The 20,606-nt window shown below is 66.5% G+C and carries 22 protein-coding genes; 10 read left to right on the top strand and 12 right to left on the bottom strand.

The window, feature by feature from the left end:
* From LL06_RS21665 to LL06_RS21655, 3 genes are read left to right on the top strand one after another with little or no spacing between them, the layout of a single operon-like run.
* Complete coding sequence (locus LL06_RS21665) at positions 1 to 1,401, top strand: FAD-binding oxidoreductase (RefSeq protein ID WP_035531787.1); 1,401 nt, start codon at positions 1 to 3, stop codon at positions 1,399 to 1,401.
* 10 nt (positions 1,402 to 1,411) lie between these two features.
* Positions 1,412 to 1,993, top strand: coding sequence for an NAD(P)H-dependent oxidoreductase (locus LL06_RS21660; RefSeq protein WP_035531785.1), 582 nt, complete (start codon positions 1,412 to 1,414; stop codon positions 1,991 to 1,993).
* Entirely contained in the window at positions 1,993 to 2,580 is a 588-nt protein-coding gene (locus tag LL06_RS21655) for an NAD(P)H-dependent oxidoreductase (protein WP_035531783.1), read from the top strand. Before LL06_RS21660 ends, LL06_RS21655 begins: the two co-directional genes overlap by 1 nt.
* Positions 2,581 to 2,586: 6 nt before the next feature.
* On the opposite strand, the gene maiA is transcribed toward LL06_RS21655, so the two are convergent.
* The 4 genes from maiA to LL06_RS21640 form a co-directional block, all read right to left on the bottom strand.
* Positions 2,587 to 3,222, bottom strand: a complete 636-nt coding sequence (gene maiA / locus LL06_RS21650; RefSeq protein ID WP_035531781.1) for a maleylacetoacetate isomerase — start codon at positions 3,220 to 3,222, stop codon at positions 2,587 to 2,589.
* Between the two features lie 170 nt (positions 3,223 to 3,392).
* Positions 3,393 to 3,962, bottom strand: a complete 570-nt coding sequence (locus tag LL06_RS27475) for a hypothetical protein (protein ID WP_152599719.1) — start codon at positions 3,960 to 3,962, stop codon at positions 3,393 to 3,395.
* 45 nt (positions 3,963 to 4,007) lie between these two features.
* Positions 4,008 to 5,018, bottom strand: coding sequence for a fumarylacetoacetate hydrolase family protein (locus LL06_RS21645; RefSeq protein WP_035531778.1), 1,011 nt, complete (start codon positions 5,016 to 5,018; stop codon positions 4,008 to 4,010).
* Positions 4,996 to 5,895: an MBL fold metallo-hydrolase gene (locus LL06_RS21640; protein ID WP_035531775.1), complete on the bottom strand. Its 900-nt coding sequence runs from the start codon at positions 5,893 to 5,895 to the stop codon at positions 4,996 to 4,998. Before LL06_RS21640 ends, LL06_RS21645 begins: the two co-directional genes overlap by 23 nt.
* A gap of 423 nt (positions 5,896 to 6,318) precedes the next feature.
* Between LL06_RS21640 and LL06_RS27980 the strand changes: the two genes are divergently transcribed.
* Entirely contained in the window at positions 6,319 to 6,489 is a 171-nt protein-coding gene (locus LL06_RS27980) for a hypothetical protein (protein ID WP_162835380.1), read from the top strand.
* 59 nt (positions 6,490 to 6,548) lie between these two features.
* On the opposite strand, the gene LL06_RS21635 is transcribed toward LL06_RS27980, so the two are convergent.
* From LL06_RS21635 to LL06_RS21600, 8 genes are all read right to left on the bottom strand, one after another.
* Positions 6,549 to 7,139, bottom strand: a complete 591-nt coding sequence (locus LL06_RS21635; RefSeq protein ID WP_244447204.1) for a GNAT family N-acetyltransferase — start codon at positions 7,137 to 7,139, stop codon at positions 6,549 to 6,551.
* A gap of 102 nt (positions 7,140 to 7,241) precedes the next feature.
* Positions 7,242 to 8,096 carry a 3-hydroxyisobutyrate dehydrogenase gene (gene mmsB, locus LL06_RS21630; protein WP_035531769.1) on the bottom strand — a complete coding sequence of 285 codons (855 nt, stop codon included), beginning with the start codon at positions 8,094 to 8,096 and terminating at the stop codon, positions 7,242 to 7,244.
* 237 nt (positions 8,097 to 8,333) lie between these two features.
* A complete protein-coding gene (locus tag LL06_RS21625) occupies positions 8,334 to 9,356 on the bottom strand; it encodes an enoyl-CoA hydratase/isomerase family protein (RefSeq protein ID WP_035531766.1) in 1,023 nt (340 codons plus the stop codon).
* Positions 9,353 to 10,501: an acyl-CoA dehydrogenase family protein gene (locus LL06_RS21620; RefSeq protein ID WP_035531763.1), complete on the bottom strand. Its 1,149-nt coding sequence runs from the start codon at positions 10,499 to 10,501 to the stop codon at positions 9,353 to 9,355. The genes LL06_RS21625 and LL06_RS21620 overlap by 4 nt, the downstream gene beginning before the upstream one ends.
* Positions 10,502 to 10,550: 49 nt before the next feature.
* Entirely contained in the window at positions 10,551 to 12,050 is a 1,500-nt protein-coding gene (locus LL06_RS21615) for a CoA-acylating methylmalonate-semialdehyde dehydrogenase (protein ID WP_035531760.1), read from the bottom strand.
* A 105-nt stretch (positions 12,051 to 12,155) separates the two neighbouring features.
* The gene (locus tag LL06_RS21610) at positions 12,156 to 12,932 is read right to left on the bottom strand and encodes an SDR family oxidoreductase (protein WP_035531757.1); all 777 of its coding nucleotides are present in this window, start codon (positions 12,930 to 12,932) and stop codon (positions 12,156 to 12,158) included.
* 2 nt (positions 12,933 to 12,934) lie between these two features.
* A complete protein-coding gene (locus LL06_RS21605) occupies positions 12,935 to 13,960 on the bottom strand; it encodes a phosphotransferase family protein (protein ID WP_035531754.1) in 1,026 nt (341 codons plus the stop codon).
* 1 nt (position 13,961) lies between these two features.
* The gene (locus LL06_RS21600; protein WP_035531751.1) at positions 13,962 to 14,795 is read right to left on the bottom strand and encodes an SDR family oxidoreductase; all 834 of its coding nucleotides are present in this window, start codon (positions 14,793 to 14,795) and stop codon (positions 13,962 to 13,964) included.
* A gap of 188 nt (positions 14,796 to 14,983) precedes the next feature.
* On the opposite strand from LL06_RS21600, the gene LL06_RS21595 reads away from it, so the two are divergent.
* The 6 genes from LL06_RS21595 to greA all read left to right on the top strand — a co-directional run bounded on the left by LL06_RS21595 (position 14,984) and on the right by greA (position 20,183).
* Positions 14,984 to 15,685: a TetR/AcrR family transcriptional regulator gene (locus LL06_RS21595; protein WP_052161809.1), complete on the top strand. Its 702-nt coding sequence runs from the start codon at positions 14,984 to 14,986 to the stop codon at positions 15,683 to 15,685.
* Between the two features lie 14 nt (positions 15,686 to 15,699).
* Positions 15,700 to 16,926 (top strand): acyl-CoA dehydrogenase family protein, encoded by a 1,227-nt coding sequence (locus tag LL06_RS21590; protein ID WP_035531796.1) that lies wholly within the window; start codon positions 15,700 to 15,702, stop codon positions 16,924 to 16,926.
* Between the two features lie 6 nt (positions 16,927 to 16,932).
* Positions 16,933 to 17,898: an NADPH:quinone oxidoreductase family protein gene (locus tag LL06_RS21585; protein WP_035531749.1), complete on the top strand. Its 966-nt coding sequence runs from the start codon at positions 16,933 to 16,935 to the stop codon at positions 17,896 to 17,898.
* Between the two features lie 9 nt (positions 17,899 to 17,907).
* Positions 17,908 to 18,945 carry a zinc-binding dehydrogenase gene (locus LL06_RS21580; RefSeq protein ID WP_035531746.1) on the top strand — a complete coding sequence of 346 codons (1,038 nt, stop codon included), beginning with the start codon at positions 17,908 to 17,910 and terminating at the stop codon, positions 18,943 to 18,945.
* Between the two features lie 169 nt (positions 18,946 to 19,114).
* Complete coding sequence (locus tag LL06_RS21575) at positions 19,115 to 19,543, top strand: DUF4864 domain-containing protein (protein WP_035531743.1); 429 nt, start codon at positions 19,115 to 19,117, stop codon at positions 19,541 to 19,543.
* Positions 19,544 to 19,700: 157 nt separating this feature from the next.
* A complete protein-coding gene (greA, locus tag LL06_RS21570; RefSeq protein ID WP_035531795.1) occupies positions 19,701 to 20,183 on the top strand; it encodes a transcription elongation factor GreA in 483 nt (160 codons plus the stop codon).
* Positions 20,184 to 20,606 lie beyond the last annotated feature (423 nt).

Below are 20,606 nucleotides of genomic sequence, written 5' to 3'. Positions count from 1 at the left end.
ATGGATATGACTGCCCTGATTGCCGACCTCGACGGGATCCGCATCGAGGAGAACGACAAGATCGTTCTGCAGAAGAGCCGCGATTTCTACTGGTACTCGCCCGTCTTGAAGCGCCAGCTCGACCATGTCGCGGGCGACATCGTGGTCTCGCCGAAGTCGGAGGCGGAACTGATCCGGGTTCTGAAAGCCTGCTATCGGCACAATATCCCCGTCACGCCACGCGGCACAGGCACCGGCAATTACGGCCAGGCGATGCCGCTCTCGGGCGGCGTGGTGCTGAGCCTGGCCGACCTCAACGACATCCGCGAGATCGCCCCCGGCCGCGTCGTCTGCGGCCCCGGCGTCATCTGCGCCGATCTCGACAAGGCGGCGCGGGCCACCGGGCAGGAACTCAGGATGCATCCGTCGACCGCCCACACCGCCACCATCGGCGGCTTCATCGCCGGCGGCTCGGGCGGCGTTGGCTCCATCTCCTGGGGCGGCCTGCGCGATTTCGGCAACATCATCCGCCTGCGCGTCGTCACCATGGAGGAGGAGCCGCGCATCCTCGACCTCACCGGCGAGGATCTGCACAAGGTCACCCATGCCTACGGCACCAACGGCATCATCACCGAGGTCGAGATGCCGCTGACCACGGCCTATGACTGGGTCGACGCCATCGTCGGCTTCGACGGGTTCGATCAGGCGGCGTCCTACGCCAATGCGCTGGCGCGCCAGGACGGCATTCTCACCAAGCTGATTTCGGTCGTCGCGGCGCCCTGCCCGTTCGACTATTTCAAGCGCCACCAGAAGTTCCTCACCGAGGGCCAGAGCGTGGTTCTGGTGATGGTGGCGCCGCAGAGCCACGACGCCTTCAAGGCCTTCACCCGGCGCCAGTCCGGCCGGATCGTCTTCGATTCCGCGACGCTGTCGGCCGGGGAGCTCAAGGGCCTGCCGCCGGTGTTCGAGCTTGCCTGGAACCACACGACGCTGCGGGCGCTGCGCGTCGATCCGGCCTGGACTTATCTGCAGGTGCTCTACCCCTTCCCGAACCAGCTCGCGCTCGCCTCGAAGATGGACCGGATGTTCCCGGGCGAGATGATCTCGCATCTCGAATTCGTCCGTTTCGACGGCGACATCACCTGCTTCGGCCTGCCGCTGATCCGCTATTCGACCGACGCGCGGCTCGAGGAGATCATGGATCTGCACACGGCCAATGGCTGCCCGATCTTCAACCCGCACCGTTACACGCTCGAAGAGGGCGGCATGAAACAGACCGACGAGATCCAGCTCGAATTCAAGCGCCAGGCCGATCCCAAGGGCCTGCTCAATCCCGGCAAGATGATCGCCTGGGACGATCCCGACTATGATTTCACTTCCGGAGAGACCTGGCTGTTCAAGGGCCTGAAACAGGCAAGCTGAGGCAGCCCGGATGCGCGTTCTTCTGATCCATGCCCACCCCGTGGCATCGAGTTTCAATGCAAGCCTGTTCCGCCTGACGACCGACCGGCTGAAGAAGGCCGGCCACGAGGTCGATGTCGTCGATCTCTACCAGGACGGCTTCGACCCGGTGATGAGCGAGGCCGAGCGGCTCAGCTACCATGATCTCAGCGTCAACCGTCAGCCGGTCGCGGAGTATGTCGACCGGCTGCTCAGGGCCGAGGCGCTGGTGCTGGTCTATCCGGTGTGGAACTACGGTTTCCCGGCCATTCTCAAGGGCTGGTTCGACCGGGTGTTCCTCCCCGGCGTCTCCTTCGGCCTGGTCGACGGCAAGGTTCAGCCGACGCTGCACAATATCGAGAAGATCCTGATCGTCACCTCCTATGGCGGCTCGCGCTTCCGCTCCTGGCTGATGGGCGACCCGCCGCGCAAGATCGCCAAGCGCATGCTGCGCGCCACCATCAGGCCCGGCGCGCCGGTCACCTATCTCGCCCATTACGACATGAACCGGTCGACGATACAGTCGCGCCAGGCCTTCATGACGCGCGTGGAACGCGCCCTGGATACACTCTGATGCGGATCCTGCTTGTCTATTGCCATCCCGTTCCCGAGAGCTTCTGCGCCGCCGTCCGCGACGCAGCCATTCGCGGCCTCACAAGGGCCGGCCACGAGATCGACCTCATCGATCTCTATGCCGAAGGTTTCGACCCGGTGATGCAAGCCGAGGAACGCCGCCGCTACAACGGCATGAAGCTGGCGGACCATCCGTTCCCCGACCACGCGGCGCGGCTGAAGGCCGCGGAAGGGCTGATCTTCGTCTATCCGACTTGGTGGTACGGCCTGCCGGCGATGCTCAAGGGTTGGCTCGACCGGGTCTGGACCGGCGACCTGACCTTCGAGATCCCCGACGGCCCCGGCCCGATCCGGCCGCTGATGACCCATGTCCGCCTGCTCGGCGTCGTCACCACCTGCGGCGCGCCGCGCTGGTGGTCCTATGCGGTCGGCCATCCCGGCAAGCGCACCATCCTGCGCGGCATGCGCGCGCTCTGCGCCAAGACCTGCCGCCGGGTGTTCCTGGCGCATTACCTGATGGACAAGTCGACGCCCGAGAGCCGCGCGGCCTATCTCGCGACGGTTGAACGCCGCCTCGCAAGGCTCTGAAGCCGGCTAAGATTTGACCTTGTCGGGATGCGCGTCGCTGAACGCTGGCAGGCGGTCGCAGGCCTCCCGGATCGCCTGGATCCGCCTGAACCCGGAGATGTCCGCGCCCCAGCGCTCGGCATTGTAGACCTGCGGGATCAGGCAGATGTCGGCCAGTCCCGGCGCCTCGCCATGGCAGAAGGTGCCGGTCGAGGCATGGTCGAGCAGCGCCTCGAAGGCGGCGAGCCCCTTGCCGATGAAGTGCTGCATCCAGGCCGCGCGCATGGCCTCGTCGCCGCCCGCAAGCTCGAGCACATGCGCCACCACGCTCAGGTTGCAGAGCGGATGTATGTCCATGGCGATCGCGTGCGCCAATGCCCGCACCCGCGCCCTTCCCGCCGCATCGTCGGGCAGCAGCGCCACGCCGCGGGTCTCGATGATGTATTCGATCATCGCCAGCGACTGGGTCAGCATCAGCCCGTCGATCGCCAGCGCCGGCACCAGGCCCTGCGGATTGCGGGCGAGATGCTCGGCGCTCTTGTGCGCCTTGCCGAGCAGATCGACCACCACGGCCTTATACTCGATGCCGGCCAGATTGAGCGCGATGCGGACGCGGTAGCTCGCCGACGAGCGCCAGTAGTCGTAGAGAATGGGGTTTTGCATGAATGCCTACTCGGAGCTTTGGGCAAATGGTGTAATCAGCGCGAGCCAGTCGAATCTACCCCTTCGTCAGACTGCGCATAAATATCAGTGGCCGCCGGCGCCAAAAAAAGCGAATCTCAGATCTTCGCCTCTACTCGATCGGGACTTCGTTTTGCCGCCCGGCGCTATTTTCAGGTCCCAGTTATTCTTCTTCTGGCATCTCTCAAGGCTTGTTCGACCCGGGAAGCCAGAGAGATGTATTCAATTGCCTGCCCTATGGTTACTTCTGGTTCAGAATCGTGAACTGCCGCGTTCCGGACACGACGAAGATCTTCCATAAGCGATAATATCTCCGGATCAACAGCTTCAGTTTTTCTAAGCAACTGAAATGATCGAAATCCGTTGACTTGGTGGCGTGAGATATCCGGAGCCAGCAGTTGTAGTAGTTGGGCCACTTCGGACTCGACAGAGCGCCACGCCTCTATAACAGCGAAATGCGGGTGCTTGGCGATCGTTTGTTCATCGATTGTGATTTTGCTGACCGGAGTTGATGGAGCCGCTAAGGTGGCGGCCTCGCGCGACACTTCATCAAGCAACTCGGAGAATCCTAACTCTGCTCCTGAAATCTTGAATGCTCTGAGACGTTTAAGAAGGTTTTCGACTTCCCTTCGAAAAACCATAGCAACAATCACTACAGCAACCGGCCACGCAAGCCCCGAAACAATCCTTTCAACAAACAACCGCCAACCAATTTCTTCCATTAATCGACCCCCTTTTCATATTGAAAATTCGGTACGTCGTTTCTTTCATGCCTTCTCGACGACCTGCTCGATGGCGCCGAAGATCGACTGGCCCTCGCCGTCCTTCATCTCGATGCGCACGGTGTCGCCAAAGCGCAGGAACGGCGTCTTGGGCGCGCCCGAGGCGATGGTCTCGATCATGCGGATTTCGGCGATGCAGGAATAGCCCGCGCCGCCCTCGCTCACCGGCTTGCCGGGATCGCCGTCGGGGCCCTTGTTGGACACCGTGCCCGAACCGATGATCGAGCCCGCGCAGAGCGCCCGCGTCTTGGACGCGTGCTGGATCAGCTTCGGGAAATCGAAGGTCATGTCGACGCCGGCGTTCGCCCGGCCGAAGGGCTTGCCGTTGAGATCGACTTCGAGCGGAAGGCTCACCTTGCCGCCGTCCCAGGCCTCGCCCAGCATTTCCGGCGTCACCGCCACCGGCGAGAAGGCCGACGACGGCTTGGACTGGAAGAAGCCGAAGCCGTTGGCAAGCTCCGCCGGGATCAGGCCCCTGAGGCTCACATCGTTGACGAGCATGACGAGCTTGATCGCCTCGCGGCAGGTGTCGAGATCGGCGCCCATCGGCACGTCGCCGACGATCACCGCCACCTCGCCCTCGCAATCGATGCCCCAGGCCTCGTCGGCCATGCGGATCGGACCGCGGGGGCTCAGGAACGTGTCGGACCCGCCCTGGTACATCAGCGGCACTTCCCAGAAACTCGCCGGCATCTCGGCGCCGCGCGCCTTGCGCACCAGTTCGACATGATTGACATAGGCCGAGCCGTCGGCCCACTGGTAGGCGCGCGGCAGCGGCGACAGCGCATCGCGCTCGTGGAACCGTTCCGTGGGCTCGGCGCCGGTCTCCAGCATCTCGGCCACGTCCTTCAAACGCGGCGCCACGTGCTTCCAGTCGTCGAGCGCCGCCTGCAGGGTGCGGGCGATATGCGGCACGCCGGTGGCCCGGGTCAGATCACGCGAGACGACGACCAGGCGGCCGTCGCGGCTTCCGTCACGCAGTGTGGCGAGCTTCATGGGATTTTCCTTTTTGTTCTTGTTGGGGAAGCATAAGTTCGAGCCCGTCGCGGCCGATGGTCAGCGGCCCGGTCCAGGTGGTCCGGACCTCGCGCGTCCAGTCGGCCTCGGTGATGCCGGGGTCGTCGGCGGGCACGAGATGGTTGAGCACCAGATGGCCCGCCGCGGCCTCCGCGGCGATCCGTCCGACATCGGCGGCCATGGTGTGGCTGGCGATCAGATGCGCCTTCAGCCGCGCGCCGTTGCCGGTGCGCTCAACCAGCCGGTCGACGCCGGCCGGATGCATGGCCTCATGCACGAGAAGATCGGCGTCGAGGGCGAAGCGGGCGAGCGGCGGGAAATAGGCGGTGTCGGCCGAAAACACGATTGTCCGGCCCCCGTGGCTCAACTTCAGCGCATAGCATTCGGTGACCGGCGGGTGATCGACCCGCAGCGCCGCGATGGCGAGCCCGCCCTCGTCGAGCACAAGGCCTTCGCCAAATTCTTCGATGCTGACCAGGCCGCGCAGATCCGGTCGGCCCTCGTCCTCGATCCTCAGATCGATGTCGTAGCGGAGCGACGCCAGAAATCCGTCCCAGACGGCCTTCGTGCCCACCGGCCCCAACACACGCACGGTGTGTTTCAAACCGGCGGTCCAGGCCGTGTGCAGCAGCGGCCCGAGTTCGAGCACATGGTCGGAATGCAGATGCGTGATCAGGATCAGGTCGAGGGCCGACAGCGCCAGGCCGGCCTCGACCAGCCCGCGCGACACGCCCAGCCCGCAATCGACGACGATGCGGCGGTCGCCGATCTCGAGAAGCGACGATGTCGGCGACGGTCCGCCCGGACGGATCGCCGGCCCGCCCTTCGATCCCAAGATGACCAGCCGCTCGCTCACGGGGCCACCGGACGGACGCGGGTATCGGACGGGCACGGCGCATGGCTCTCATGCCCGGCGGCGCCGGAGGCCATTGGGGGACATCGGGTGATACGCATTGAATTCTTCCTCCCGGAGAGATTGACCGGATTCCGCTCCGGCGTCGAGACCTTTTCGCCGGCGTCGCACCCGGGCCGGTGAGACATAGTGACCGTCGCCGCCGGTGGTGCCGACCGCGCCCATCAAAGCAGTTGCAGGTGCAACCATCAACCCCCGGCGCGGGCCTGTCCCGCATCTTCTTCCGGCGCGCGGGGGCTGCGCCTTGTGTGCGCCGCCCATGCGCCCTAGGGTGGCGCGGGCCGCGCGGATCGAGCAAGATCCGGGCCCGAATCCGGGATTTCCCGGGTTCAATTTTGGTCGGACTCCGGTCCGACAGGGGGAATCATGAATTTAAGCGCACCCAAACAGGTTGTCTTTCTGCTCTCGCTCGTCCTCGCCATCGTCGGGCTGCTGGCGGGTCTTGCCATCATCCCCGGCTTGCCGGTTCCCGCGCTCTACATCGTCACCGCCGGCTATGCGGTGCTGGCGCTCGGCTGCCTGATCAAGGGCGCCTGATCGACCGGGACTGATCCGGCCGGAGGGCGGCTTTCCGTGGTCCTCCGGTTTTTTCTTCGCTACAGCATGCAGATCATCCGCGTCGACGAGCGAAAGCCGAAGACATGGCGGAAGAGCCCGGTCTCGCTGGTCTCCTCGGCGACGAAACCCTGGCGCAGATAGAGCGCCCGGGCGCGGGGATTGCTGTCGATCACGTCGAGCCGCACGCTGGTGCAGCCCAGTTCGCGCGCCTTCTGACGGACCGAGCCGATCAGCGCCGTGCCCACGCCCTGCCCGCGCGCGGCGGCCGCGACGAAGATCCCGTCCATGAGCAAGCACGCGGGCTCCACCGGCCGGTCGAGCACCGACAGCAGCGCGCCGCGCCAGAGGCCGCCCGGCAGGCCGTAAGCCTGTCGCAACGGCCCGATGCCGCCGCCGACGAAGCCGCCCTGCGCCGTCTTGAACCCGGCGATCCCGACGAGATCCCCCTCACCCGAGACCGCGCTGATCGCATGGCGCGGGTCGATGGCCGTGCGCAGGAAGTCAAGCGCCCGCGCCTCGGGCCCGAGCAGCGGCCCCAGCTTGCCCTTGAACGCGTCCCAGAACAGATGGACCGCGTCATCGCGGTGGTCCGGCCGCAGGCCCTGTTCGATGAAAAGTGGAGACCCCAAGGCCATGGACACTCGCTTCCACCCGCGGCCGATCCCGCGCGCATGAGGACACCCCCGGCGATGATAGCCGCGAGCGGCGGCCTGTGCCAGATGCTCGGAGGCCTACTTCAGCCTTTCGATCATCGCCGAGAAATCCCTGCCCTTGCCCTCGCCGGCGACGAACTCCGCATAGAGTTCGGTGGCGCGCGCGCCCATCGGGGTCATCGCCGACACGCTGCCCGCCGCCTGCTGCGACAGTTTCAGGTCCTTGAGCATCAGTTCGGCGGCGAAGCCGGGCTTGTAGCCATTGTCGGCCGGGCTTTGCGGGCCGACGCCGGGCACCGGGCAATAGGTGTTGACCGACCAGCACGAGCCCGAGGAGGTCGAGACCACGTCGAACAGGCTTTGCGCCGAAAGGCCGAGTTTTTCCGCCAGCGCGAAGGCCTCGCAGGCGCCGATCATCGAGATGCCGAGCAGCATGTTGTTGCAGATCTTGGCCGACTGCCCGGCGCCGGCATCGCCGCAATGCACCGCCTTCCTGCCCATGATCTCGAACAGCGGCGCCGCGCGCGAGAATGCTTCGTCGCTGCCGCCCGCCATGAAGGTGAGCGTGCCGGCCGACGCCCCGCCGACGCCGCCCGACACCGGCGCATCGACCGACAACAGGCCATGGGCTGCGGCCATGTCGTGGGCGGCGCGGGCGCTGTCGACGTCCACCGTCGAGCAATCGATGAACACCGCGCCCTTGTCCCCGGCGGGCACGATCTGAGCATAGACCGCGCGCAGGATCTCGCCATTGGGCAGCATAGTGATCACCGCCTCCTGGCCCGAGGCGGCTTCCGCCGCCGATCCGGCGCTTGTGACGCCCTCGACCGTGACGCCCGCCACGTCGAAGCCGGTGACCGCGTGGCCGGCCTTGACCAGATTGGCCGCCATCGGCGCGCCCATGTTGCCCAGTCCGATGAAACCGATCTTCATGCCAAGTCCTCCTTGCTGTGGGCCTCTAGCGCAGCAATTGCGCAAAGGCGATACTATCTCATCCAAAGCGTTCGTGGCCGGGTTAGCCCCTCCCCCTTGAGGGGAGGGGTTGGGGTGGGGGTATGATGCAAACGCGAAGCCCGCGTTAGCCGATAGCCCCGCACCCCCACCCGGATCAGCTTCGCTTGCGCTCGCTTCTCCGGCCTCCCCTCAAGGGGGAGGCGGACACCCGGCCGTCTAAATCGCGATGTCGCCCCCCGGCGGCTCCGCAAGCATGGCCTCGATCTCGGCTTGCGTCACATCCTCCACCCGGGCATGGCGCCAACGCGGGGACTTGTCCTTGTCGATGATCGCTGCGCGGATGCCCTCGACGAAATCGCCGTCAGACGCGCTGCGCGAGGTAAAGCGGTATTCCTGCTGCAGCGCCGTGCGGATGTCGCCGCTCGCCCGCGCCCGGCGCACCAGGTGTACCGTGCAGGCGGCTGACAGCGGCGAGGCGGCGCGGATGGCCCTGCCGGCGGCCGTGCCCCAATCGGCGTCGGGCAGCGAAGCGAGGATTTCCGTAAGCGTGGCCTTGCCAAAAGCCGCGTCCACCTGCCCGCGCAGCGCCATCAGCGGCCCGTCCTCGGGATCGCGCGCCAGGCTTTCCACCGCCGAGACATCCCCGGTCTCGATCAGGGTCTCGGTCAGGCCGGACCATTCGGCCTCGGGAATGAAGTAATCGGCGAAGCCGGCGAGGATCGCGTCGGAGGCGTTCATGCGGGCGCCGGTGACGCCGAGATACTCGCCGAGCCGCCCCGGCGCGCGGGCCAAGAGCAGCGAGCCGCCGACATCGGGCACCAGTCCCACGGCGCATTCTGGCATGGCGATCTTCGAGCTTTCGCCCACCACCCGGTGCGAGCCGTGCAGCGACACGCCGACGCCGCCGCCCATGACAAAGCCCTGGCAGAGCGCGACATAGGGTTTGGGATAGGCCGCGATCCTGGCGTTGAGCCGGTACTCGTCGCGCCAGAAGCTGCGGCCGGCCTCGAAATCGCCTTTCGAGGCGGTGTCGTACATGTAGTGCAGGTCGCCGCCGGCGGAGAAGGCCTTGTGGCCCTCGGCGTCGATCAGCACGCAGGCGACGCGGTCGTCGTCGCGCCAGCCGTCAAGCGCCGCCTCGATGGCGAGCACCATCTCGTAGGTGACCGCGTTGAGAGCTTCGGGACGTTGCAGCGTGATCTGGCCGATGCGGCCGATCTTGCGGATGCGGATGCTCATGCGGCCCGCTCCGCGAGCAGCGCGCGGGAAATGATCACCCGCATGATCTCGTTGGTGCCCTCGAGGATCTGGTGGACGCGCAGGTCGCGGACGATCTTTTCGATGCCGTAATCGGCGAGATAGCCGTAGCCGCCATGCAGTTGCAGCGCGTCATTGGCGACCTTGAAGGCGGTGTCGGTGACCAGCCGCTTGGCCATGGCGCAGTATTTGGTGGCGTCGGGCGCGCGTCTGTCGAGCTTGCTCGCGGCCTGGCGCAGGAAGATCCGCGCCGCCTGCATGTCGGTCTCCATGTCGGCGAGCCGGAACTGCAGCGCCTGGAACTGGTCGATCGTCTTGCCGAAGGCCTGGCGTTCGCCCATGTAGGCAAGCGTCTTGTCGAGCGCCGACTGCGCGCCGCCCAGCGCCGAGGCCGCGATGTTCAACCGGCCGCCGTCGAGCCCGCTCATGGCGTAGCGGAACCCCGCGCCCTCCTCGCCGATGAGGTTCTCGGCCGGAATGTCGCAGCCGTCGAACTGCACTTCCGTGGTCGGCTGCGATCGCCAGCCCATCTTGTCCTCCTGAGCGCCAAAGGTAAGGCCGGGCCTACCGTTCTCGACCACGACCGCGGAAATGCCCTTCGGCCCGTCGGCGCCGGTGCGCGCCATCACCAGATAGAGATCGGAAAAGCCGCCGCCGGAAATGAACGCCTTGGCGCCGTTGAGCCGGTAGCCCTCATTGGTGCGCTCGGCGCGGGTGCGGAGCGCCGAGGCGTCCGATCCCGAACCCGGCTCGGTCAGGCAGTAGGAGGCGATGGTCTTCATGCTGACGAGGTCCGGCAAGAGCCGCGCCTTCATCTCGTCCGAGCCGTAGGACGCGATCATCCAGGTGCACATGTTGTGGATCGACAGGAACGAGGCCACCGACGGACAGGCCATCGACAGCGCCTCGAACACCAGTGTCGCGTCGAGCCGCGTCAGCCCCGAGCCGCCGTCCTCTTCCGGCACATAGATCGCCGCCAGGCCGAGCGCCGCGGCGGCTTCCAGCACGCCGCGCGGGATGCCGCCGTCCTTTTCCCACTGGGCCGCGAACGGCGCGATCTGTTCGGCGCCGAACTCCCGCGCCATGTCGAAGATCGCCTGCTGTTCCCCGTTCAGTTCAAAATCCATGCGCCGACCGCCTCCTCGCGGAATTCCGAACCCTCGCCTGCTCCGCCCGTCAGCCCATGGTGGGGATGACGAACTCGGCGCCTTCCTTGATACCCGAAGGCCAGCGCGCGGTCACGGTCTTGGTGCGGGTGTAGAACCGGAACGCGTCCGGGCCGTGCTGGTTCAAATCGCCGAAGCCGGATTTCTTCCAGCCGCCGAAGGTGTGGTAGGCCAGCGGCACTGGGATCGGCACGTTAACGCCGACCATGCCGATGTTGATGCGGCTCACGAAATCGCGCGCGGTGTCGCCGTCGCGGGTGTAGATCGCGGTGCCGTTGCCGTATTCGTGTTCCATCGGATAGCGCAGCGCCTCGGCGTAGTTGGGCGCGCGGACCACCGACAGGACCGGCCCGAAGATCTCCTGGGTGTAGATGTCCATGTCACGGGTGACGTTGTCGAACAGGCAGCCGCCGATGAAATAACCGTTCTCATAGCCCTGCATGGAGAAATCGCGGCCGTCGACCACCAGCTTGGCGCCCTGCTCGACGCCGGAATTGACGAGACCGAGCACCCGGTCGCGCGCCTGCCGGGTGACCAGCGGGCCGAAATCGACGTCGTCGCCGGCGGTGTAGGGCCCGATCTTGAGGGCCTCGACGCGCGGCGTGAGCTTTTCGATCAGCAGGTCGGCGGTCTTTTCGCCCACGGGGACGGCGACGGAGATCGCCATGCAGCGCTCGCCGGCGGCGCCGTAGCCCGCACCGATCAGCGCGTCGACGACCTGGTCCATGTCGGCGTCAGGCATGATGATCATGTGGTTCTTGGCGCCGCCGAAGCACTGCACCCGCTTGCCGTTGGCGCAGCCGCGGCCGTAGATATATTGCGCGATCGGGGTCGAGCCGACAAAGCCGATGGCCATGATCTCGGGATGGTCGAGGATTGCATCGACCGCGCCCTTGTCGCCATTGACGACATTGAGGATGCCGTCGGGCAGGCCCGCCTCGCTCATCAGTTCGGCCAGCATCAAGGGCACCGACGGGTCGCGTTCGGAGGGCTTGAGGATGAAGGCGTTGCCGGCGGCGATCGCCGGGCAGAACTTCCACATCGGGATCATGGCCGGGAAATTGAACGGGGTGATACCGGCGACCACGCCCAGCGGCTGGCGCAGCGAATACATGTCGATGCCTGGGCCCGCGCCCTCGGTGAACTCGCCCTTCAGGAGATGCGGCGCGCCAAAACAGAATTCGGCCACTTCGAGCCCGCGGATGATGTCGCCCTTGGCGTCGGGGATGGTCTTGCCGTGCTCGCGCGACAGCGCCTCGGCGAGCTTGTCCATGTCGCGGTGCAGGAGCTCGACGAACTTCATCAGCACGCGCGCGCGCTTCTGCGGATTGGTGGCGCCCCAGCCGACCTGGGCGCGGGCGGCGACCGCGACGGCTTCAGCCAGTTCCTCGGTCGAGGCCAGCGGCACTTTTGCCTGAACTTCGCCCGTCGCCGGGTTCATCACGTCGGCAAAGCGCCCGGACGTGCCCTTCACATGCTTGCCGCCGATGAAATGGGTGAGTTCCTGCATGGTGATGCCTCCTGGACCAGACTGTCTGACCCCCACTGTGCACTGCCCGGTCTTGATGTTCAACAAGTGCGAATGTGCAACCGTTGTGCGTCAGCTATAGCCCGGTCACGCCGCCGACAGGCCGCCGTCGATCTGCAGCGTCTGGCCGGTGACGAAGCTCGACGCCGGATCGGCAAGGAAAACGAGCCCGGCGATCACCTCGCCGACTTCGGCGAGCCGGCGCATGGGGATCGCTTGCACCAGTGCGGCCTCGGCCTGGTCGCGGTTGGTGCCGGCCTTGTCGAGAAAATCCGTGGCCATCGGCGTGCGCGCAAACGACGGGCACAGCGCGTTGACCCGCACGCCCCGGCGCGCATATTCGAGCGCCGCCGACCTGGTCAGTCCGACGACGCCGTGCTTGGCGGCCGAATAGACCGAAAGCATCGGCGCGCCGACCACGCCGGCCACGGAGGCGACATTGACGATGGCGCCCGCCTCGCCGGTGTCGCGGAAGCGTTTCTCGAGCGCCGGCAATTGCGCCCGCATGGCGTAGAACACGCCCATCAGGTCGATATCTATGATCCGCCGCGCCACATCCACCGGCGTCTTCGGCAGCGGCGCCATGTCGTGGACGATGCCGGCATTGTTGACCGCCACGTCGAGCCGGCCGAACTCCGCCAGGGCGGTTTCGACCAGGCGTTCCGACAGGTCCGGCTCGCTGATGTCGCCGGCGACCGTCCGGACATCGCCCTTGAGCCCAGCCGCCAGCGCCTCGAGCGGCGCGCGATGCAGGTCGCTCAGCACCAGGCGCGCGCCGGCATCCGCGAAACAGCGCGCCGCAGCCTGGCCGAAGCCGCCGGCGGCGCCGGTGAGAATCACCACCCGGCCCGAAAAATCCGCCATCGTCAGGCCTTCCCCGCCATCACGTCATTGGCCATCGCGGCCAGCAGCGGCACCGCCTTGGCGATTTCGCGCGCGCCTTCAGGGTTGGAGGCGTTGCCGTCGAGCGAGCGCTTGTAGACGCCCTGTAGGATGGCCGCGAGCCGGAAGAAGGAGAAGGCCAGGCAGAACGACCAGTTGGCGATCTCGATGCCGCTTCGCTCGGAGTAGCGGGCGACATAGTCCTCCTCGCTCGGAATCCCGAGCTCGGCCCGGTCGAGCCCGCCCAGGCCGCGGAAGCCGCTGGCATGCGGCAGCCGCCATTGCATGCACTGGTAGGAGAGATCGGCGAGCGGATGGCCGAGCGTCGACAGTTCCCAGTCGATCAGCGCCAGAACCTTCTCGCCATGGGCGGAGAAGATCATGTTGTCGAGCCGGAAATCGCCATGCACCACCCGGACCAGCCCGTCATCCTCGGGCCGGTTTTCCAGGAGCCAGTCCATCAGCCGGTCCATGTCCGGCAGCTCCTCGGTCTTGCTGGCGAGATACTGCTCGCTCCAGCGCCGTATCTGCCGGGCGAAATAATTGCCGGAGCGGCCGAAATCGGCGAGGCCCGCGGCTTCCGGATCGACGCTGTGCAGCCGCGCCAGCACGTCGTTCATGCCGTCATAGACCGCCGCGCGCTCCGAAGCGCTCATGCCCGGCAGCGCCGGATCCCAGAAGATCCGCCCCTCGACCAGCTCCATGACGAAATACATCCGGCCGATGGCGCTGTGCTCCTCCGACAGCGCGAAGACCCTGGGAACCGGCACATTGTTCTCATGGAGCGCCTTCATCACCCGGTATTCCCGGTCGACCTGATGCGCCGATTTCAACAGCGTTCCCGGAGGCTTGGCCCTGAGCACGTAGCGTCCGCTGTCGGCCTCCACCCGGTAGGTGGGATTGGACTGGCCGGTGTGGAATTTCTCGATGGCGTGCAGGCCGGAGAATCCCGGAACGAGTTCGTGCAGCTCGTCGGCCAGGGCTTCAATGTCGAAGGGTTCGGTGTCCATCTCAAGCATCCTTGAACAGGCGAATGTCGTGTTGCACCGACATGCCGCCATCGATGGGGAGAATCGCCCCGCTGATATAGGACCCGGCGCGGCTGCACAGGTAAAGGGCCGCACCCGCCACATCGTCGGGCGCGCCGATGCGGCCGAGCGGCACGCCCGCGGCGACCTTGTCGACCTGCTCGTCGCGCGCGGTCGCAAAGGCCGTCATCCGGCTCTGGAACGGGCCGGGCGCGAAGGCATTGACGGTGATGCGCCGGCCGGCAAGCTCGCCTGCGAGAATCCGGGTCAGGTGATGCACGGCCGCCTTCGAGGCCGCGTAGGAATAGGCGCCGTCGGCCAGGGGCTGCGTGCCCATCACCGAGCCCAGATTGATCACCCGCGCCGGGTCGGTGTCGCTGGCGGCTTCGACCATCAGCGGCGTCAGCTCGCGGGTCAGCGTGAACAGGCCCGCCACATTGATCGACATCACCTTGGACCAGGCCGCATGCGGGAACTCGGCATAGTCCGCGCCCCAGGACACGCCGGCATTGTTGACGAGGATATTGAGCCTGTCGGTGCGCGCACGCACGGCTTCGGCCAGCGCCAGGATGCCGTCCTCGGTGCCGACATCGCCGGCAAATCCTTCCGCCGTCCCCTCGCCTCCGAGCGCGTTGATATCCTCGGCCACCGCGACGCAGTCCTCGCCCTTGCGCGAGGCGATCAGCACATTGGCCCCGCCCTGCGCCAGCCCGGTGGCGATCATCCGGCCGATGCCGGTGGCGCCGCCGGTCACCAGTGCGATCTTGCCGCCGACGCCGAACAGGCTGCCCAAATAGCGCTCGCTTGCTTCACTCATGCCATGTCTCCCCGCATTCCGTCGCCGCCGCCTGCTGCCCGCCGGTTTCCCGACAATAGCGCGCTGGCTTCGATTGACAACATACTCTACAGTATGTTCATGTCCCGATGAACCGCAAGACGGCTTGGCAGATTTCTTTTCACGCGAGCGCGGAGTTGCACAATGGCGGACCAGGGGCGCACAGAGCGATGACGACCGTTGCGCGATCGAGCAGATACCGCCGCCAGAGCGACACCGGCCTGTCCCGCATGGAGATCATGGAAGGGGCGGCGCTCTGCTTCGAGGCGCACGGCTATTCGGCCACCAGCATCGACGAGGTCGCCGCCCGCATCGGCTCGACCAAGGGCCGCGTCTATCACCACTATGCCTCCAAGGCCGAGCTGTTCCTCGACGTCTACCGCACCGGCATGACGATGATCTTCGAGGCGATCGAGCCCTATCTGGAGGCGGAGCTGCCGGCCGTCGACCGGCTCAGATCGGTGCTGAAGGCGCATGTGCTCTGCGTCATCCGCACCAAGCCGTTCCAGAACGTGGTCAGCCAGGGCGTCGACATGCTCCGCCACGGCACCATGCCCGCCAAGGAACACGCCGAACTGGCGCATCTGGCGCGGCTGCGCGACGCCTATTCCGATCATTTCCTCACCGTCCTGGAACAGGCCAGGGCGGAGGGAGCGATCGACTACCGCAACATCAAGATCGCGCTCAACTCGGTCTTCATGTGCATCAACGGACCGATCGTCTGGTTCACCCCGCGCGACAACCAGAGCCTTGAAGACATCGACCTGCTTGCCGAGGAGTGCGTGCTCTACGCGATCCGGCTCCTGGGAGTGACCGACGAACGGCCCGCCCGAACACATCCGCGCCCAACACACGAAGGAGCAACCGCATGACCGCTGCAAAGCCGATGGACCTCGGCGTCACCGCCCATCTCGAGCCGATCCTGGAGGCCGTGCGCGACATGGTGCGCACCGAGATCATGCCGCTCGACGAGGAATTCCTCGCCGATGTCGGCGCCAACGGCGACCGCTGGAGCTACACCGCCCGCCAGACCGAGATCCTCGAGGGACACAAGGCCAAGGCCAAGGCGCGGGGCCTGTGGAACCTGTGGCGCACCCAGGCGGAAGGCGGCCTCACCACGGTCGAATACGCCTATCTCGCCGAGGAAATGGGCAAGGCGCATCTGGGCGCCGAAAGCTTCAACTGCTCGGCCCCCGACACCGGCAATATGGAGGTGCTCGACCGCTACGGCGCGCCCGAGCACAAGAAGCGCTGGCTCGCGCCGCTGCTCGATGGCGCGATCCGCTCCGCCTACCTGATGACCGAGCCCGATGTCGCCTCCTCGGACGCCACCAACATCTCGATGTCCTGCGTGCGGGACGGCGACAGCTATGTGCTCAACGGCGAGAAATGGTGGGCCTCGGGCGCGGGCGACCCGCGCTGCGCGATCTACATCGTCATGGTCCGGACGGGCGGTGATGACCTGCCCAAGCACGCGCGCCATTCGATGATCCTGGTGCCGGCGGACACGGTGGGAATCGAGAAATTGAGGCCGATGCAGGTCTATGGCCAGGACGACGCGCCGCACGGCCATTTCCACCTGCGCTTCACCGATGTCCGGGTTCCGGCCTCCAACCTGCTGGTGGGCGAAGGCAAGGGCTTCGAGATCGCGCAGGGCCGGCTCGGGCCGGGCCGCATCCACCACTGCATGCGCGCCATCGGGCAGGCCGAGATGGCGCTCGAGCTGATGTGCAAGCGCTCGCTCGAACGCGAGGCCTTCGGCAAGAAGCTCGCCCAGCTCGGCGCCAATTATGATATCATTGCCGAGAGCCGCATGGAGATCGAGATGGCCCGGCTTCTCTGCCTCAAGGCCGCCTGGATGATGGACCAGGGCAATGCGGTGGCGGCGGCGCCCTGGATCAGCCAGATCAAGGTGGTGGCGCCGCGGGTGGCGCTGAAGGTCACCGACGAGGCGGCGCAGATGTTCGGCGGCCAGGGCATTTCCCAGGACACGCCGCTGGCGCGGATGTGGACGCATCTACGCACGCTGCGGCTGGCCGACGGCCCCGACGCCGTGCACCGCCGCCAGGTGGCGCGCACCGAACTCAAGCGCTACACCCAGGAAAAGGTCTGAATCCCGATGAAAGCCATAGTCTGCCCCCAGTACGGACCGGTCTCAAATCTCGAGTACCGCGATGTGGCCGACCCTCGGCCAGGGCCCGGCGAGGTGGTGATCCGGGCCGAGGCGGTGGGGGTGAACTATCCCGACGGGCTGCTGGTCCAGGGGCTCTACCAGATGAAGCCAGAGACGCCCTTCGTGCCGGGCATGGAGGCGGCTGGCCTGGTCGAGGCGGTGGGCGACGACGTCATCCATGTGAGGCCGGGCGACCGCGCTGTGGCGCTCGCCGATCTCGGCGGCTACGCCGAGAAGGTGCTGGCGCCGGCGTCCAGCGTCTTCCCCCTGCCCGGGACCATGCCCTTCGACGACGCCTGCGCGCTGATGTGCGCCTGGGGCACCGCCCATCATGCGCTCAGGCAACGCGCGCATCTTAAGGCCGGCGAGACCCTGCTGGTGCTGGGCGGCGCGGGCTCGACCGGCCTCGCGGCGATTTCCATCGGCAAGGCGATCGGCGCCCATGTCATCGCCGTGGCTTCGACCGCCGAGAAGCAGGAGGCCTGCCTGGAGGCGGGCGCCGATGCCGCCCTGCCCTATGAAGGCCTGCGCGAGAGCCTGAAGCAGGAGCACGGCCGCGGCGTCGACGTGGCCTTCGATCCGGTCGGCGGCGCAGCCTTCGACGTCGCCGCCCGCGCCATGGCCCGCCACGGCCGGCTGCTGGTGGTGGGCTTCGCCTCGGGCGAGATCCCGAAGCTGCCGGTCAATCTGGTGCTGCTCAAGGAATTTTCGCTCGTCGGCGTGTTCTGGGGCGCCTTCACCGCCAAGGAGCCCGACGCCTACGCCGCCAACAACCGCGAACTGTTCGACTGGCATTCCAAAGGCCTGATCAAGCCGCGGATCGACGCCCGCCGCCCGCTGTCCGAGGCGGCGCCGGCGCTCCAGCGCATCCTCGACCGCGGCGCCATCGGCAAGACCATCCTCATTCCGTAAGGACGACCCATGATCCCGCCCAGCACCATGAACGCCCTGATCCTCAAGCATGACGGCTTCGCGCCGGTCCGCGAGGGCGCGGCGATCGACACGCTCGAGCCCTATCTCGCCTATGGCGCCCTGCCCGTGCCCAAGCCCGGTCCGGGCCAGGTGCTGATCAGGGTGCGGATGGCCTCGGTCAATCCGTCCGATCTCTATTTCATCAAGGGCGAATACGGCCAGCCGCGCGTCAAGGGCCAGCCCGCGGGCTTCGAGGGCGTGGGCGATGTGGTCGGCGGCCACGGGCTCTATGCACGCTGGCTCAAGGGCAAGCGGGTGGCCTTCGTCGGCGGCGCCGGCGGCTCGGGCGCCTGGGCCGAGTACATCGTGGCGCCGGCCGCCACCTGCGTGGTGGTCAAGCCCGGCATGCGCGACGAGGATGCGGCCGGCCATGTGGTCAATCCGGTGACCGCCTGGGCGATGTTCGACATCGTCAAGGAGTCCGGATCGAAGAGCTTCGTCTTCACCGCCGCCTTCTCGCAACTGGGCAAGCTGATGGCCGGACTCGCCCGCGACAACGGCTATGCGATGATCGCCGTCATCCGCAAGGAGAGCCAGGCCCAGCATCTGAGGGATCTGGGCGCCAGACACGTGCTGGTGAGCACCGATCCGGATTTCGACGCCCGCTTCGCGGCGCTGTGCAAATCCGAGACGCCGCGCATCCTGCTCGATGCGGTGGCGGGCCAGCAGTCGGCCGACCTCTTCATGGCCATGCCCAACCACGCGCGCTGGATCATCTATGGACGGCTCGCCACCCAGGCGCCGTCGATCTCAGAGCCCGGCCAGTTCATTTTCCTCGACAAGAAGATCGAGGGATTCTGGCTGATGAAATGGTTCCGGCAGACCTCCATGATCGGCAAGATGCGGACGCTGCGCCAGGTGCAGGACCGCTTCATCAAGGGCGCCTGGAAGACCGAGGTGGTGGCGACGGTCCGGCTCGGCGACGCCATGGAGCACCTGCCCGCAGCCCTCAGGCTCGGCGACGGCAAGGTGATGATCGTGCCGTGAGGCCGGTATTGGCGGATTCAGTCTCTGAGGTTCGGGTCGTAGAGTCCTGATATCCCATGGAATTCCTGGCAGGGCGTCTTGACCTCGGAAACGGCCGTGCTCGTCCCGGCGCGATGAAACTTTCCATCCGCCCGCGCCGTCCTATGTTGAACGGCATGGAGGACCTGTCATGAAGACCCTGTTTCGCCCCGCATCAATCTGCGCCGCAGTGCTCGTTGCGCTGATGCTCTCGCCCGCCCGCGCCGACGAGGCGGCGACCGCCCGCGCGATCATAGAAAGCCAGATCAACGCCTTTCTCACCGACGACCAGGCGGCCGCCTATTCCCACGCCGCGCCCTCGATCAAGCGGATCTATCCCGACGAGGGCCGGTTCTTCGACATGGTGAAGCGCGGCTACCAGCCGGTCTACCGGCCCGGCAACTACGCCTTCGGCCGGGTGAAGATCGCCCCCGACGGCTCGGGCGTGGTGCAGGAAGTGCTGATCCAGGGGCCGGACGGCCAGGACTGGACGGCGCTCTATTCGCTCGAGCGCCAGCCCGACGGCAGCTTCAAGATCAACGGCGTGCAGATGATCAAGGCCGCCGCGCCGATCACCTGAGCCGAAGCCGGCCCGGACGGGAACAAAGCGCTCCATCATGAGTTGGGACAGCACGGGATCGCCTGTGGCGGGCGGCCCTTTTTCAACTTATGATCGATCGAGACGGGCGTGCGAGGCACTCGCCGGGCCGCCCGCAGCATCGGAAATGGAGACCATCGTGAGCGTTGCCTTCACCAAGGAAGAGAGTTCCGAAACCGCAGCCGAGACCCTGCTGCCCGACCGTCCGATCTCGGACCATCCCAATCTGGTGACGCAGTCGGGACTGCGGCAGCTCGAGGCGCAGCTTGCCGAAGCCCGCGCCGCCTACGAGGCGGCGCAGGCGATCGACGACGTCAACGAGAAACGCCGCCAGCAGGCGGGGCCGCTGCGCGACGCGCGCTATTTCGCCGAGCGGGTGCACAGCGCCGAACTGATCCCCGACCCGGTCACCCATGACACGGTCGCCTTCGGCGCCACCGTGGCCTACAGTCGCGACGACGGCCCGCGGCAGACCTACCGCATCGTCGGCGAGGACGAGGCCGACCCCAAGCAGGGCTCGATCTCGTTTGCCTCGCCGGTGGCCCGCGCGCTGATGGGCAAGGCGGTGGGCGACGTGGTCGAGGCGGGCGGCCACGAGCTGGAGATCCTGTCGATCGCGTAAACATGCGCGGCCGTGAAGACCGCCGGGGACATCCGCGGGATTCTCAGGCGGTCAACGCGCTCTGATTCTTCACACGTTTTTCACGAAACTTGACGGCATGGGTCTGCGCCAGCCTCGCGTCTCGTCCTCCTCTTGCCTGTCCCGAGGATCTACCGCACCCTCGGCGATCTCACTGGTCCGGTGGTTTCCGGGCTGGCGACTGTAGATCCTCGGGACAAGCCCGAGGATGACGGTGGAGGGACTTTAGGATGACGGAGATCTTGGGTTTTCGCGGCGAAGCCGATCGGGAGGCCGCGCGCACCGATGCCCCCGCGCGGGAAACCCGCCGGGGTGATGGGAGAGACTTCAGTCCGGAGGGCCGCACGCGGGCTTTGCCTTCGGAGACTGGGGTTGGGTGGCGCATGGGGTGCATGCGCCGGGGTG

Origin of the sequence: Hoeflea sp. BAL378, from assembly GCF_000759435.1 — a bacterium.
Taxonomy (GTDB): domain Bacteria; phylum Pseudomonadota; class Alphaproteobacteria; order Rhizobiales; family Rhizobiaceae; genus Hoeflea.
The sequence above is the reverse complement of the archived record's forward strand: the minus strand, read 5'-3'. Positions and strand labels throughout refer to the sequence as shown.

Coding starts and splice junctions, on each gene's coding strand:
- LL06_RS21665 (WP_035531787.1), top strand. CDS start 1: ATGGATATGACTGCCCTGATTGCCGACCTCGACGGGATCCGCATCGAG.
- LL06_RS27980 (WP_162835380.1), top strand. CDS start 6,319: ATGAATTTAAGCGCACCCAAACAGGTTGTCTTTCTGCTCTCGCTCGTC.
- LL06_RS21610 (WP_035531757.1), bottom strand. CDS start 12,932: ATGGCGGATTTTTCGGGCCGGGTGGTGATTCTCACCGGCGCCGCCGGC.
- LL06_RS21585 (WP_035531749.1), top strand. CDS start 16,933: ATGAAAGCCATAGTCTGCCCCCAGTACGGACCGGTCTCAAATCTCGAG.
- mmsB (WP_035531769.1), bottom strand. CDS start 8,096: ATGAAGATCGGTTTCATCGGACTGGGCAACATGGGCGCGCCGATGGCG.
- LL06_RS21625 (WP_035531766.1), bottom strand. CDS start 9,356: ATGAGCATCCGCATCCGCAAGATCGGCCGCATCGGCCAGATCACGCTG.
- LL06_RS21580 (WP_035531746.1), top strand. CDS start 17,908: ATGATCCCGCCCAGCACCATGAACGCCCTGATCCTCAAGCATGACGGC.
- LL06_RS21605 (WP_035531754.1), bottom strand. CDS start 13,960: ATGGACACCGAACCCTTCGACATTGAAGCCCTGGCCGACGAGCTGCAC.
- LL06_RS21655 (WP_035531783.1), top strand. CDS start 1,993: ATGCGGATCCTGCTTGTCTATTGCCATCCCGTTCCCGAGAGCTTCTGC.
- LL06_RS21615 (WP_035531760.1), bottom strand. CDS start 12,050: ATGCAGGAACTCACCCATTTCATCGGCGGCAAGCATGTGAAGGGCACG.
- LL06_RS21575 (WP_035531743.1), top strand. CDS start 19,115: ATGAAGACCCTGTTTCGCCCCGCATCAATCTGCGCCGCAGTGCTCGTT.
- LL06_RS21645 (WP_035531778.1), bottom strand. CDS start 5,018: ATGAAGCTCGCCACACTGCGTGACGGAAGCCGCGACGGCCGCCTGGTC.
- LL06_RS21600 (WP_035531751.1), bottom strand. CDS start 14,795: ATGAGTGAAGCAAGCGAGCGCTATTTGGGCAGCCTGTTCGGCGTCGGC.
- LL06_RS21590 (WP_035531796.1), top strand. CDS start 15,700: ATGGACCTCGGCGTCACCGCCCATCTCGAGCCGATCCTGGAGGCCGTG.
- maiA (WP_035531781.1), bottom strand. CDS start 3,222: ATGCAAAACCCCATTCTCTACGACTACTGGCGCTCGTCGGCGAGCTAC.
- LL06_RS21660 (WP_035531785.1), top strand. CDS start 1,412: ATGCGCGTTCTTCTGATCCATGCCCACCCCGTGGCATCGAGTTTCAAT.
- LL06_RS21620 (WP_035531763.1), bottom strand. CDS start 10,501: ATGGATTTTGAACTGAACGGGGAACAGCAGGCGATCTTCGACATGGCG.
- LL06_RS27475 (WP_152599719.1), bottom strand. CDS start 3,962: ATGGAAGAAATTGGTTGGCGGTTGTTTGTTGAAAGGATTGTTTCGGGG.
- LL06_RS21595 (WP_052161809.1), top strand. CDS start 14,984: ATGACGACCGTTGCGCGATCGAGCAGATACCGCCGCCAGAGCGACACC.